Below are 14,833 nucleotides of genomic sequence, written 5' to 3'. Positions count from 1 at the left end.
AACAAGCACAATTTCCAGGAGAACTTGACCATGCATTCCCTTTCCAGCCTCTTCCACCCGCGCAGCGTCGCCGTCATCGGTGCCTCCGCAGATGCCAGCAAAACCGCCGGACGGCCTGTCGCCTATCTGCGCAAACATGGGTTTTCCGGCGCTATCTATCCGGTCAATCCGCGCGTAGCGAGCATAGATGGCTTGCCGTGTTATTTAGATATTGCGTCGCTGCCTACTGTCCCCGACGTCGCCATCGTGGCGCTCGGGGCAGACCGTGCCAATGTCGCGGTTCGCGAGCTTGCCGCCCGAGGGACGGGCACTGCCATCGTGCTGGCCAGCGGTTACGGCGAAACGGGTGAATCCGGCGTCAGGCGCCAGAAAGAACTTGTCGAGGCGGCCGGCAACATGCGGCTGCTCGGCCCCAACACGATCGGTCTGGTCAACGTCACTGACAACATTCCTTTGTCAGCAAGCGGCGCTCTGGAAATGGACGAGTTTCCCTCTGGCTCCATCGGCGTCGTCTCGCAAAGCGGCGGCATTCTTGGGGCGCTTCTGTCGCGCGCCGCGGCGAGAGGGATCGGCATGTCGAAGCTCATCTCCACCAGCAATGAAGTGGACCTGGAACTGGCTGATTTCATCGACTACCTGGCCGAAGATGACGCCACGAGGGTCATTGCGCTTTACATTGAAACCGTCCGCAATCCTGAACGGTTTCGGGCCGCCTGCCTGAAAGCCGCAGGCGCGGGAAAACCCGTGGTCGCGTTCAAGATCGGGCGCTCCGAAGCGGGCGCCAGAGCCGCTGTGTCCCATACCGGCGCGATGGCGGGAGCAGACCGCATGTACGACGCACTATTCAAGCAGGTGGGAGTCATCCGCGCGCAGACATTCAGCGATCTGCTGGATATTCCTGCAGCACTGGCCAGCAGCCGTGTACTACGCGGCAATCGCGTTGCCATTCTCACTTCTACCGGCGGCGCGGGCACCTTGGTGTCGGACGCCCTTGGTGTGAATGGCTTCGATGCCCCGGCGCCTGATGCCGAGACCGCCGCTCGACTTCGCGCATTGCAAACAGGAGATCATGCAGCATTGGACCGTAACCCGATCGACGTTACCTTGGCTGGCTTGCAGCCCGATCTACTGCGTGGCGCGATCAACGCCTTGCTGGACAGTCCCAGCTATGATGCACTGATCATCATTGCCGGGTCGTCCAGTCTTGCGATGCCGGAACTGATGGCGGGTGCCATCAAGGACTGCATGCCCAATAGCGATAAGCCGATCCTGGCCTATATCAGTCCTCATGCGCCCGAATTAGCGGAGCACTTCAATTTGAAGGGTGTTCCGGCCTACGTTGCGCCGGAGAGCTGCGCGGCGGCACTTGGTGCCATGCTGCAGGTATCCCGCTGGAAGGCGCCGGTTGCAGCGTCGCGCGCACCGGACAACGTCTCCATTGCCGACTTTGCAGCCGGCTCTCTCGACGAAGCGCAGGCCAAGGCGCTGTTTTCCCGGTTCGGCATACCGTGTGTCCAGGAAGCGATCGTATCGACGCCGCAGGAAGCCGAGGCGGCAGCAAAGCAGTTCGGGCCCCGGGTGGCCCTGAAGATTCTCTCGGCTGAAATCACGCACAAAAGCGATGTTGGCGGCGTTGCGGTCGGAGTGCCTGCCGATCAGGTTGCGCAACGCTTGACCGCCATGACTTCAGAGGTCGAAGCGAGAGCCGGCGTCGTTCCTGAACGCTTCCTGGTACAGGAAATGGTCAATGGCGGCACCGAGCTCATTCTTGGCATAAACCGTGATCCACTGGGAACTGCCGTTCTCCTGGGAATGGGCGGCGTCACCGCCGAGCTATTCAAGGATACGGCGATGCGTCTGCTTCCGCCGAAAGGCGGGCTGTGCCGGGAGGAAGCGATGGAGCTCCTTCGCGAACTGAAGACGTGGCCCTTGCTCGATGGATTTCGCGGGCGTCCCAAGGCAGATGTGGATGCGCTGCTGTCAGCCATTGTTGCTTTTACAGGGATGGCATCCCAACTGGGCGACCGTCTTGTAGAAGCTGAAATCAACCCGGTTTTTGTCCTCCCCGAGGGACAAGGCGTGCGGGCGGCAGATGGCGTAGTCGTGCTTGCGGACTGACGACAGCTCAGCGACGCACCGGGCCACGGTCTAATGTCGGCAAGACCGGTTCGTCAGTGCACGGCACAGGACTGCCTTGAGCCCTGTGCGCCCACAGGCGTTCTTCAGGCAAGCAAGCTGCAACCGCCATGAGGGCGTTTCCAAAACAGAAACACGAATACTGCACAGATTGCCGGGCAAGCGGACGCGCTCGCCGGGCAAACGCTTTGCACGCTTCTGGAGGACAGAAATGACAGAACAGATCCAAGTTGAAAAAGATGGCTTTGCCGAACGAGGGCCCGCGCAACATCCCGATGTCGAAGGCGTTGTTATACGCCGTGTTCAAAGTATCGCGATCATTGGTGCCGGCACGATGGGCACAGGCATTGCCATTGCAGCGCTGGATGCCGGATTCCACGTCCTGTTGCTGGAACGGGAAAAAGAAGCATTGGAACAGGGCGAGCGCCGAATTGGCGACCATTACGCGACTCGCGTCAGTAAAGGAAAAATTTCTGCTTCGCTTTCTCAGGAACAGCTGGCACGCTTGCAAGGCAGTATCGATTGGCAGCTGCTTGCAAGGATAGATCTGGTGATCGAAGCTGTCTTCGAGGACCTGGCAGTCAAACAGGATGTATTCCGCCGGCTGGATGGCTTGCTGCGGCCTGGATCCATACTGGCCTCAAACACTTCCTATCTCGATCTCGACAAAATCGCCAGCGCGACCTTCCGTCCTTCCGACGTGGTTGGCTTGCACTTCTTCAGTCCGGCAAACGTCATGCGCCTGGTCGAGGTGGTGGGCGGTGCCGCCACCGCTCCGGAGGTACTGGCAACGGCTGTCCACTTTGCCAAGCGGATGGGCAAGCTGCCTGTCATTGCGGGCAATGCATTTGGCTTTATCGGCAACCGGGTCTATTCGGCCTACCGGCGACAATGCGAGTTCCTGCTCGAAGAAGGTGCCTATCCTGAACAGGTCGACGCCGCACTCGAGGCCTTTGGTTTTGCCATGGGTCCATTTGCGGTAGCCGACATGTCCGGCCTCGATATTGCCTGGCGAATGCGCAAGAGCCAGGCAGCCACGCGTGATCCTGACGCCCGCTACGTCGACATCCCGGATCGGCTATGCGAACTGGGGCGTTTGGGCAAAAAGACGCTGGCCGGGTATTACCTTTACGAAGCCGGCAGCAGAGAGCGAAAAGTTGACCTGCTGGTGACGGAACTGATCGATCGCGCACGCAGCGAAAGCGCTCGCCCATCCCGGCCCCTTGCCGATGAAGAAATTCAACGCAGGGCTTTGCTGGCGATGGCGAATGAAGCCGCCTTGCTGCTAGCAGAAGGCGTGGCGCAACGACCCGATGATGTAGACGTCGTTCTGGTCAATGGATTTGGCTTTCCCAAGCGGGAAGGCGGTCCCGTGTGCTGGGCCCGCAAACGCGGCCAGGAGGCGCTTGAAAACGATATCGGCTGGCTCGCTTCGCGCTCGGGTCCTGGCTTTGTGCGGGGCAATCTGACTTACCTTTGGAAAGGTGAGGACTGACATGTTTGCTACTCAGGTTCTAGCCGAGTTCGGCGCGGCATTCCGGCTGCAGTCCTTGCCTGACGATGTCGCCCACCACGCAAAACGGGCCGTAATTGATTGGTATGCGTCCGTGTTTCCCGGGTTGGATGCCGCTCCGGTGCAGATGCTGGAGCAGGCGCTGTCCGAGGACCTGGACCATGGGTCAGCCCGACTTATTCTCGGCCGGCGCGCTACCGCGCGTACCGCAGCCCTCATCAATGGCGCCGCGGCGCACGCGGCCGAAGTTGACGACAGCTTTCGCGACGCCATGTACCATCCTGGTGCTGCAACGATCGCGGCTGCCTTGGCGGCAAGCCAAGACATCAGCGCAAGTGGGCTGGATTTCCTGCGCGCGATCGTAGCGGGCTATGAAATTTCAACGCGTATTGGCGTCGTGCTGGGACGCCCGCACTATCAGTATTGGCATAACACCGGCACTGTCGGGGCATTCGGGGCGGCTGCTGCAGTCGCCTGCCTGTATCGCCTGGACGGCGCCGCGTTTGCTCATGCATTGGCCACCGCTGCCACCTTCGCGGCAGGGCTGCAACAAGCTTTCCGCATGGATTCGATGTCCAAGCCACTCCATCCTGGACGCGCAGCGGAAGCTGGCATTCTCGCGGCCATGCTCGCAAAGCGGGGCCTGACCGGATCACTTGACGTGCTCGACGGCGACGCTGGTTTTGGCAAGGCCATGAGCAAGGACGCGGACTGGTCATGCATTGGCGCGACGTTAGGCCAGGCATTCCACATCAAGTCGTTGACCTTCAAAAATCATATCGGCTGCGGGCATACCTTTGCCGCAATCGATGGCGCGCTGGCGCTGCAGCGACGACACGCACTCAAGCCGGAAAACATTGCACGGGTGCGAGTCGGCACGTACAAGCCGGCACTCGATATCGCCTGCTATCAAGATCCGCGAACTGCAAACGAAGCACGCTTCAGCCTCAAATATGTCATTGCGACAGCGCTAATCCATGGCAGCGTACGCATGGCGGCATATGAGCCAGTCCGCCTGGACGATCCTGTTGTACGTGCATTCATGCAGCGTATCGACGTGACGGTGGACCCAGAACTTGACGCCCTGTTTCCACGACAGCGCGCGGCACGGGTCGAGATTGAAACCAGTAACGGCAAACGCCTTCATTACTTGCAGCCAAATCGCAAAGGCGATCCGGAATTGCCCTTGAGCGACGAGGATATCAGCGGCAAGTTCATTGAACTGGCTGGTCCTGTGATCGGTGAAGCGCAAGCGAAACCGCTGCTGGCGCGACTGTGGCGGGTTGAACAAGCACCACAGATCGATTGGTGAATGAAAGGCACTACCTGCCAAAAGCCCCTTCTTACTATCTGGAGTAAATGATGATGCACCAAGCCTTTATCTGTGACGCCATTCGTACCCCTTTCGGCCGTTTTGGAGGTGCGCTTTCTTCTGTTCGGGCCGACGACCTTGGCGCGGTGCCGCTGAAGGCGCTGATGGATCGAAATCCAGGTGTTGACTGGGAGGCCATTACTGACATCATTTTCGGCTGTGCCAACCAGGCCGGGGAAGATAATCGGAACGTAGCGCGCATGAGCGCACTGCTGTCCGGCATGCCGGTGAGTATTCCTGGTTCAACGGTGAACCGCCTTTGTGGCTCAGGTCTGGATGCGCTCGGCACAGCGGCCCGCGCCATCAAGAGCGGAGAGGCGGCGCTGATGATCGCGGGGGGTGTTGAGAGCATGAGTCGAGCGCCGTTTGTAATGCCAAAAGCGGCAAGTGCATTTGCACGCGACAACGCACTCTATGACACCACCATCGGCTGGCGCTTTGTCAATAAACTCATGCGGGAACGGTACGGCGTCGATTCAATGCCAGAGACCGCAGAAAATGTCGCCAGGGACTTTGGGATTGACCGGCAATCGCAGGATCGGATGGCCGTTGCGTCTCAGCAGAAGGCATTGGCTGCCCAGAAGAATGGCTTCTTCGACGCAGAGATTACGCCTGTTGCCGTTCCACAGAAAAAAGGGGACCCGACGATGGTCAGCAAGGACGAGCATCCTCGCGAGACAAGCCTGGACGCATTGGCAAAACTGAAGGGGGTGGTCACACCAAATGGTTCGGTCACTGCCGGCAACGCAAGCGGCGTCAACGACGGGGCATGTGCCTTGCTCCTGGCAGACGAAGCAGCTGCAACCCGTCATGGCCTGACACCGCGCGCACGCGTTGTCGCCATGGCGACCGCAGGCGTCGCGCCACGCATAATGGGCTTCGGTCCTGCACCCGCGACGCGCAAGGTACTGCAACTCGCTGGACTGACGCTTGATTCCCTGGATGTCATCGAGCTTAACGAAGCGTTTGCAGCACAAGGCCTGGCAGTGCTTCGCGACCTTGGTCTTTCAGACGATGACCCGCGCGTCAACCCAAACGGTGGCGCGATTGCGTTAGGCCATCCCTTGGGCGCATCGGGAGCCCGGCTTGCCACAACCGCCGTAAATCAATTACATCGCGTCGGCGGTCGCTATGCGCTGTGCACCATGTGCATCGGCGTGGGCCAGGGTATCGCGGTCGTGCTGGAACGCGTATAGCCGAGTTCAGATCGGGAGACAGACTGCGAGGCAGGCCGCATGTGGCACGGGACACAAACGCTTCCATGTTCGTCCGAAGACGCCTGCCCGACTTACGATCCCAACAGGACGGGATCATCTATTTCCATTGGATGGAATTAGCTCACTTTGGATGCGCCGCGTTCCGAATACACTGTTCCAAACAAAAACAGGAAAGCCGCGGATCGCCAATTCGGGCATTCGCTTCGTTTCAGCCCATACATCTACAGAGACATGCCATGAACAAATCCATGAAGTCATTCCTTCGCCAGTTTGGAGCGATCGTGACGCTTGCTGCAGTAAGTGTTGCCGCTTCGCCGTCGTTCGCCGCTTATCCCGACCGGACCGTACGCATCATTGTTCCCTTTGCGCCAGGTGGCGGCACGGACCTGATCGCCAGGTCGATCGGGACCGGCATGTCACAAGCGCTCGGTCAAAGCGTGATCGTTGAAAACAAGCCCGGCGGTGGCACGATTATAGGAACGGACGCGGTGGCAAAAAGCCCCGCCGATGGATACACCTTGCTGATTGCAACGTTTGCCCACGCCGTCAATCCGAGCCTGCAGCCGAAACTGCCGTACGCAACGGACAAAGCGTTTACCCCTGTGATTTTGGTCGGCCGTTCTCCTAACATTCTGGTGGTCAAGCCGGACAGCCCCTATAAATCGGTGAAGGACCTGATAACAGCGGCCAAAGCGGCGCCAGGCAAGCTCAACTTCGCTTCGCAAGGTAACGGCACATCAGCCCACTTGGCTGGCGAGCTCTTTAAAAATCTCGCAAAAGTGGATCTTACCCACGTTCCTTATCGAGGCGCTGGCCCGGCGATAACCGATCTGTTGGGTGGCCAGGTGGATATGATGTTTGCCACGGCCGCTGCAGTAACGCCGTTCCTCCAAAGTGGAAAGCTGCGCGCATTAGGCGTTACAACCGCCCAGCGCTCACCGGCATATCCCAACGTCCCGACGATTGCCGAGAGCGGCGTTTCAGGGTATGCCGCCGAGAGTTGGTATGGCCTGTATGTGCCGGCGGGTACGCCTTCCGATGTGATCAGCAAATTGAATGCTGCCGCCAAGAAGGCTGTAGAGAGCGATACATTTCGCAAGCGGGCACACGATGAGGGTTTGATCGTTTCTGCGGGCGATCCGACTGAACTTGGCAACTATGTTCGCGCGGAAGAGACGCGGTGGACAAAGATTGTCAAGGACAACAATATTACGCCGGAGTAAGACTGGCAGCTGAAATTGGTGAAGCAACGGGCAGTTGGCGTACCTGCTGAATGGCATTTATATGATGCACTGGCAATGCTAATAACAGAACGAATGACTACGCTATTGCCCTGCTTACACCATTCTGTGTCTGCTTCTGGTCTTGAAGCAGACTGGAAGACCAGGCAACTGACAGGCTGGTTTTGGCCGGCTGCCGTCGTAGCCCGAACGGGTGAAATCGACCCATTGCTGACCGTCACTCCAACTTGTCGTAAGGCTGCGATAGCCCCTATACCAGCCTTTGCCAACACTCTAACGCCGTAGCGCTTGCTACTGGCCAGATTGGGCCGGTTTTGAGCACAGGCATGCCGCTGGCGATTGCCTAGAATTGGTTCGGCTTGCCGCCGTCCCAGCTTCAGCGATGCAAGCCCGCATCCGGCCAACCGAAGGAGGATATTCCACCATGAAAGTGCCGCAGACATCGCATACTGAGATCCAGGTCGAAAACACCATTTACCGCTTCGCCAGTCCGTGCGAGGCGGCGTCTTTCCGGGATTGCGTCGCTAGCCGCTCATTGCAGGAGTGCATGGTTTCTCATGCCTCGATTGAGACCCGTCCTGCGCCCCCGGGACCGTCGCCGCAGGAATAGCGCCGGCCGCCTTCCTGGACCGCATGCCATCCGCTTACGAGCAGTCCGGGAAGGCGTGGAAATCAGGAAGCGACGATGCGTGCATACTCCCCGGTGGGCAGGCGGGGCGACTTCGAAACCCTGCTTGGAAACGCGCAATGATCGGCTGCGAGTCGAGCCTTTTCGATCAAAATAACAAATGACCGTCGCTGAAATAGAGATTGGAATGCTCTAGGAAAGCAATTCACTCTATATAAACTTCTTCTTTTTCGAACTAAATCATCGATAAACTTCGGTTTATATATTTTCTTTTTTGGTTATCATTGCCCTTTAAACACAACAGCTCACCAGTATCCAATCACATGAAACGTGTCATTCTTTTCCTTGCCACCAACCTTGCTATTATGGTGGTCCTTGGTATATCGGCAAGTCTGCTGGGTGTAAACAAATACCTCACGTCCAATGGACTGAACCTTGGCACCCTTCTAGCCTTTTCCGGGTTAATGGGATTCGGCGGCGCATTTATCTCCCTGTTTCTGTCCAAGCCGATCGCAAAATGGTCTACCGGCGCACAAGTCATTGAGCAGCCAAGCAACTCTACTGAGCTGTGGCTCATGGATACAATCGCCAAGCAGGCGCAAAAAGCAGGAATCGCCATGCCAGAAGTGGCTGTGTATGAGGGTGAACCGAATGCTTTTGCAACTGGTGCGACAAAGAACAGTTCACTAGTAGCCGTCTCCACTGGGTTGCTAACATCGATGACCCGTGAGGAAGTGGAAGCCGTACTCGCGCATGAAGTTGCCCATATTGCTAACGGTGACATGGTCACACTCACGCTTATCCAGGGCGTGGTCAACACTTTCGTGACATTCCTTGCTCGAGTTGTTGGCTACGCGGTTGATCAGTTCCTGCGCAAAAACGATGAACAATCATCTGGTCCCGGCATCGGCTATACCGTGACAGTGATTATCTGTGACATCTTATTCGGTATCCTTGCAAGCATCATCGTGATGTATTTTTCGCGCCAGCGTGAATACCGGGCCGACCGTGGTGCAGCGCAGCTGCTCGGCACTCCTCGTCCAATGATTGCGGCCCTGCACCGTCTTGGAGGCTTAGCCCAAGGTGACCTGCCGAAGAATATAGCTGCTTCCGGTATTAGCGGTAATGGCGGATTGATGTATCTGTTTAGCAGCCATCCACCAATTGAAAATCAGATTGCTGCCTTACAAAGCTGACTATCTGGCAAAGGTTGCTACTACTTAATAGCGCCGGTTATTCTTTTGATCATGAGAATAACCGGGCATGAAAGGGGCCGGACAACACATCTACCTCTCTTAGCATTTCAGTAAATCCGCCTCTGTATTGCACTCACACATTCGAGAAGTTATAACTCCGTTGCCCTTTCTGTTACCTGCGACTCGGGGTCTGTCGCCTTGGAGACAAGCAGTCGATCAATACGGTGCCGGTCCATGTCCATGACTTCAAACCGGTATCCGCTCCACTCAAAATGATCTGAAACGTTGGGTATGCGGCCCAGCTGGGTGAGCACGAAACCGGCCAGCGTGTGGTAGGCGCCCGTTGCCTCGTCCGGGAAGCGCACGTCCGGGCTGAACAGGTCACGGAAGCGGTCTAGCGACACGCCGCCGTCGATCAGCCACGAGCCGTCTTCACGCTGCACTGCGTCGGCTTCGTGCGCTTCATCATCGATCACCGATACATCGCCGACCAGGGCGCCCATCACGTCGCTGAGCGTGACCATGCCTTCGATGTCGCCGTATTCGTCGACGACCAGCGCGATCTCGGCACGGTTCTTCTTCAGCGTCTCCAGCAGATCCATCGCACTCACGCTCTCGGGCACATAAAGGGCCGGCTTCACCGACGCCTCGATATTGATGGCGCCCAAGCCGTTGTTGCGAATTGCCTGCTCGAACAGGTCGCCTGCATGGACGATGCCGAGGATGTTGGAGCGGTCGCCGCGGCACACCGGGAACCGGCTGTACGGACTGTCGGCGATTTTCGCCAAGTTCTGCTCGACGTCGTCCTCGAGGTCGATCAGCTCGACGTCGGTGCGCGGCGTCATTAGTGCCCCGAGCCGCTGGTCGTCCAGCCGCAGAGCACGGGTGACGATGTCATGCTCGGTCCGCTCGAAGACACCGGCATCAGCCCCCTCCCGCAGCATGCCCGTGATCTCTTCTTGAGTTACCGCATCTTCCTTCGGCTTATGGAGCCCTAGCAAGCGGATGATGGCGTCGGTGGCGACCGACAGCACCTTGACAAAAGGCGACACGATCTTCGACAGCCCCTGCATAGGTGCAGCAATCAGGGTGGCTACCGTCTCAGGATATTGCATGGCAATCCGTTTAGGTACGAGTTCGCCGAGCACAATGGAGGCAAAAGTAATACCCATGACAACGATGCCAAGCGCGATTTCCCTTGCATACTCGGCGAGCATGGAAACACTTGCGATCTGCGGTGTCAGCCGCGCCACTAACGAGGCTTCGCCGAACGCACCGTTAAAAATGCCAATTAGTGTGATACCAACTTGAACGGTGGAAAGAAAACGGCTTGGGTGATCGGCAAGTTGCAAAGCAGCTTTTGCGCCCCGGCTTCCGTTATCAGACAAGTTTTGCAAGCGGATTCGTTTTGAGGACACGACAGCCAGTTCAGACATGGCAAAGACGCCATTGATCAGAATGAGCGCCAGGATGATTAATATATCCACTCTTGCGGAACGACACGGTTTTCCCGCTGCTCCTGTTGTTTAAGGAAGGTCATTGTACTAGCCGTCAATCGCAAGTCAGCCGTCAGCAACTTAACTGATACCGGACGTTGACCTTTGTCACAGGAATGACTGAAAGTGGCCGGTTGCAGACATTGAAGCCAATAGTTTATTTCTACGCACCTTGATCTACGTAATTCTCTGGGAAAAAATGGCGCTCAATTAGTTCGATAAGGATATGAAGTATTTTGATGCGAAATTCTTGTACTCGATCGGCAAACTTGCCACCGGGCGTATTAACATATATGTCGCTCATTTCTGCTAGGGCTGAATTCTGTTTGCCGGACAGTATGATCACATGCATCCCGAGAGACTTTGCAGCAGTTGCGGCTCTAAGAATGTTTTTACTGGTTCCGCTTGTGCTGAGTGCAACCAGGCAGTCTCCAGGGCGACCATGAGCATCAATATAACAGGAGAAAACTTGTTCATATCCCAAGTCATTGCCTACACATGTCAAATGTCCTGTGTCACTGATAGCAGTGGCCGCCAAGCCTCCACGATCAAGCCGGTAGCGTCCGGTTAGTTCTTCAGCAAAGTGCATTGCATCGCACATCGAACCGCCATTTCCGCATGCATAAACACGGCCACGCCTTGAAAAAACGTCGATTAGTAATGTCGCAGCCTCTTCAACCTTCTTCAGTGCATCAGCATTTTTTAGCAGCGAATTCAAGGCAGATTGTGCCTCTGACAAGCTAGCCATTATGTGTTGCTTCAATTGACACTCCGAAAGTTATATTTATGCTAGTTTACAAGATGCTGTGCATTGAGCTGCCTATATCGACCCTATGCAGACATCCGTGGCGAGGAATTCCGAATCAATCAAGAATCAAGCGCTTACCCATGCTGATGACTTCATCGATTTCATAGCCAAGCGTTTGGTAGAAGGCAATAACGGCAGCATTGGTTGAGCGAACCTGCAAATTGATTTTCGGGCACCCGCGAGCGATCAAAAGCCTCTCCGCTTCGTCCATCATGGCCCTTCCATATGCAAGCCCTTGATGCGTAGGTAGAACGCCGAGGTAGTGCACCCATCCTCTATTGCCATCGAAGCCGATCATCGCAGTAGCCACGAGCTTGTCTCCTTCTATCCCTACGAGGAACAGCTCAGGCTGAGTTGTGAGCTTTCGATTGATATCGCTTTTTGGATTATTCCAAGGGCGAGTCAATTCACATTCTTGCCATAGTGCGATGACAAAAGTTTCGTCCGATTCTTGGTACGGTCTGATGTGCATGCTGAAGATGTTTGCTGATCGAAAAGTTGCTCATAGCATAACAGAATGAGCATATAGCAAAGGTCCGCTTTTCGCGAGCGGTCCTAGACTGACGCGTGGTTGTTAAATTCTTCAGCCCATATTGGATCGTGTTGGATGCCGTATATAAATTTCCTATGGATGGCTTGTTCAAGCCTTTATTAGTGAAAACACAGCCAACGGCACAAAGGAGCGCTGGGTTGTTCAATACTTGAACCGCTATCGGTTCGTGATAGATGCTGCATAAGGCTTTGACTTTATATGAATAGCCGTTCAAGCCTTTATTGGCAGGAAACATATCCGCCGTCGCTACGGGCGCGGATGCCGAGGCGTAAGATGATTGCCGCAATCCATTTCTTATAGCACCAACACAACAACAAGGAGACTTGCATGAGAACCACCCACCGCCTCTTCGTAATGACGATACTCGCTTCGGCCGCATTGAGCGCCCGGGCCGAATACCCGGAAAAGCCGATCCGGTTCATCGTGCCCTATGCAACCGGCGGCACGACCGACCTGGTGGCCCGGGTAGTCGGCGAGAAGGTTGCGGCCCGCCTCGGCAAGCCCGTGGTGATCGAGAACAAGCCGGGCGCAGGCGGCAACATCGGCATGGATGCAGTGGCCAAGGCCGCCCCCGACGGCTACACCGTCGGCATGGGCGCGATCTCCACCAACGCGCTCAATCCTCATGTCTACAAGAGCATGGCGTTCGACCCGCGCAAGGACTTCACGCCGATCAGCATGCTCGGCACTTCCACGATCGTGCTGCAGGTGACGCCGTCGTTGCCGGTGAATAACGTGGCGCAGCTAGTCGAGTACCTGAAGAAAAACCCGGGCATGACCTACGGAACGGCAGGGACCGGCACCTCGATGCATCTGGCCGGTGCGCTGTTCTCCCAGCGCACCGGCACCAGCCTTGACCATGTCGCCTACAAGGGTAGCGCCCCGGGCATTAACGACATGCTGGGAGGACATATTTCCATGATGTTCGACAACCTGCCTGCTTCGCTTCCACATATCAAGAGCGGAAAGCTGCGTGCGCTGGCGGTCGCCGGCAAGAGCCGCTCGCCTTCGCTGCCCGACGTGCCCACCATCGCCGAAGCAGGCGTCAGGGATTATGCGGTCGAGCCATGGTTTGCTGTCTATGGCCCGGCTGGGATGCCGCCAGCGGTAGTGCAGGCCTTGAACAAGGCTTATATCGAAGCGCTGGCCATGCCCGAGGTGAAGGAAAAGCTGACCCAGGCCGGATTCACGCCGCGCGGCTCGAGCGCTGCCGAGCTGGCCGCGCTGGGCCAGTCGGAGTACGAACGCCTGGGTAAGGTGGCGCGCACCGCCGGCATGAGCATGGACTGACGGGATGGCGGCATGCGTTGCCGCTCGCCCTGTTGCAGGTGCCCGGCCGCCGGGCATGCTGATAAATCTTCATCACGACCCGGTCGTTGTGGGAATGGGTAAGTGCTTGCCGTCTTCAGCTGGTAGGTAGCGTCGTTGACCGCCGGTTCGGCACTGCGGCCGCCCGGCACGCCGCTTTTTGCAGGACCAGGCATGCGCTGGAATGTTTATTGCTATGCATTCCGGGTTTGCACGCCGCGCAACTTCAATATGTCTTCGTGCCGACCGCCAGCCACATCCATCAAGGGGCTTCACATGGGTTTTGGGCAATCAGCATTGAGCCCGGCAGAAGCCGGGCACCTCGCCAATTTCGATACAGGCAGGGAGGACACACTGTTGCAGGAATGGCGCAGCCGGGCGCTGGCCATGGAGGAATCGGTAGGCCGCGCAGTAATTGGCCAGTCTGAGCCCATCAGGCTGATCAACGTCGCCCTGTTCGCTCGCGGCCATGTGCTGCTGGAAGGCGATGTCGGCGTCGGCAAGACCACCGTGCTGCGCGCTTTCGCCAGGGCTGTCGGCGGCAAGTTCGAGCGCGTGGAGGGGACAGTTGACCTGATGCCGGGCGACCTGGTCTATCACACTTATGTGGATGCGGAGGGGCGGCCGCGCATCGACCCGGGGCCGCTGCTTCGCCACGGCGAGGAACTGGTCACTTTTTTCTTCAATGAAATCAACCGCGCACGGCCACAGGTGCAATCGCTGCTGCTGCGGGCCATGGCAGAGCGCACGGTATCGGCTTTCAACCGCGAATACCGTTTTCCTTCGATGACCGTGTTTGCCGACCGCAATCGTATCGAACGGGAAGAAACGTTCGAACTGGCCTCCGCCGCACGGGACCGGTTCCTGTTCGAAGTCCAGATGAGCACGCCCACCGCGCGCGAGGTGCGGCGCGCGCTTGCGCTCGACCCCGTTTTTCATGATGCCGACGCACTGGTCGACAAAGTCGAGGCTGGCATGCTGCCATGGACCGAGTTGAATGCGGTCGCGGCGCTGGTGCAGCGCCGGGTGTCGGCCAGCGAGGCACTGCAGGATTATGTGCTGGATCTGTGGCAGGCCACCAGCGCGCCGTCCCAATACGGCATACGGCTGGAAAGCGTGGACATGGACAGGCTGATCCTGGCCGGTGTGAGTCCGCGCGGCATCAGCGCACTGATACGTGCTGCCCGTGTGACGGCCTGGCTGAACGGACGGTTGTATGTGACGCCCGAGGACGTGCAGGCAGTGCTGCGGCCGGCATTTTCTCACCGCATCTTCCTCACGCCCGTGTACGCATTGCGCCAGGCGGAAATTGTGGATGCACTCCTCGGCGAGATGATTTCCCGCATCGCCGCGCCTTGAGACCAG

Annotated in this window: 11 protein-coding genes; 8 read left to right on the top strand and 3 right to left on the bottom strand. The window is 57.5% G+C overall.

Going from position 1 to position 14,833, the window contains the following annotated elements; genetic code table 11:
* Positions 1–30: 30 nt before the first annotated feature.
* From ABC383_RS25340 to htpX, 6 genes are all read left to right on the top strand, one after another.
* Positions 31–2,118, top strand: coding sequence for an acetate--CoA ligase family protein (locus tag ABC383_RS25340; protein WP_413018382.1), 2,088 nt, complete (start codon positions 31–33; stop codon positions 2,116–2,118).
* A 229-nt stretch (positions 2,119–2,347) separates the two neighbouring features.
* Entirely contained in the window at positions 2,348–3,631 is a 1,284-nt protein-coding gene (locus ABC383_RS25335) for a 3-hydroxyacyl-CoA dehydrogenase (RefSeq protein ID WP_413018380.1), read from the top strand.
* Between the two features lies 1 nt (position 3,632).
* Positions 3,633–4,961 (top strand): MmgE/PrpD family protein, encoded by a 1,329-nt coding sequence (locus ABC383_RS25330; protein WP_413018378.1) that lies wholly within the window; start codon positions 3,633–3,635, stop codon positions 4,959–4,961.
* A gap of 50 nt (positions 4,962–5,011) precedes the next feature.
* The gene (pcaF, locus tag ABC383_RS25325) at positions 5,012–6,217 is read left to right on the top strand and encodes a 3-oxoadipyl-CoA thiolase (protein ID WP_413018501.1); all 1,206 of its coding nucleotides are present in this window, start codon (positions 5,012–5,014) and stop codon (positions 6,215–6,217) included.
* A 257-nt stretch (positions 6,218–6,474) separates the two neighbouring features.
* The gene (locus tag ABC383_RS25320; protein ID WP_413018377.1) at positions 6,475–7,461 is read left to right on the top strand and encodes a tripartite tricarboxylate transporter substrate binding protein; all 987 of its coding nucleotides are present in this window, start codon (positions 6,475–6,477) and stop codon (positions 7,459–7,461) included.
* A gap of 969 nt (positions 7,462–8,430) precedes the next feature.
* The gene (gene htpX / locus ABC383_RS25315; protein WP_413018375.1) at positions 8,431–9,303 is read left to right on the top strand and encodes a protease HtpX; all 873 of its coding nucleotides are present in this window, start codon (positions 8,431–8,433) and stop codon (positions 9,301–9,303) included.
* Between the two features lie 149 nt (positions 9,304–9,452).
* On the opposite strand, the gene ABC383_RS25310 is transcribed toward htpX, so the two are convergent.
* From ABC383_RS25310 to ABC383_RS25300, 3 genes are all read right to left on the bottom strand, one after another.
* Complete coding sequence (locus ABC383_RS25310) at positions 9,453–10,790, bottom strand: hemolysin family protein (protein WP_413018373.1); 1,338 nt, start codon at positions 10,788–10,790, stop codon at positions 9,453–9,455.
* A gap of 172 nt (positions 10,791–10,962) precedes the next feature.
* A complete protein-coding gene (locus ABC383_RS25305; protein ID WP_413018371.1) occupies positions 10,963–11,562 on the bottom strand; it encodes an SIS domain-containing protein in 600 nt (199 codons plus the stop codon).
* 100 nt (positions 11,563–11,662) lie between these two features.
* Positions 11,663–12,079, bottom strand: coding sequence for a GNAT family acetyltransferase (locus ABC383_RS25300; RefSeq protein WP_413018369.1), 417 nt, complete (start codon positions 12,077–12,079; stop codon positions 11,663–11,665).
* A gap of 435 nt (positions 12,080–12,514) precedes the next feature.
* Between ABC383_RS25300 and ABC383_RS25295 the strand changes: the two genes are divergently transcribed.
* Positions 12,515–13,450 (top strand): Bug family tripartite tricarboxylate transporter substrate binding protein, encoded by a 936-nt coding sequence (locus ABC383_RS25295; protein WP_413018499.1) that lies wholly within the window; start codon positions 12,515–12,517, stop codon positions 13,448–13,450.
* A gap of 405 nt (positions 13,451–13,855) precedes the next feature.
* Entirely contained in the window at positions 13,856–14,827 is a 972-nt protein-coding gene (locus ABC383_RS25290; protein ID WP_413018497.1) for an AAA family ATPase, read from the top strand.
* Positions 14,828–14,833 lie beyond the last annotated feature (6 nt).

Source organism: Noviherbaspirillum phoenicis (assembly GCF_047237965.1).
Classification (GTDB): Bacteria; Pseudomonadota; Gammaproteobacteria; order Burkholderiales; family Burkholderiaceae_D; genus Noviherbaspirillum_A.
This window is presented reverse-complemented; position numbering and strand designations above follow the sequence as displayed.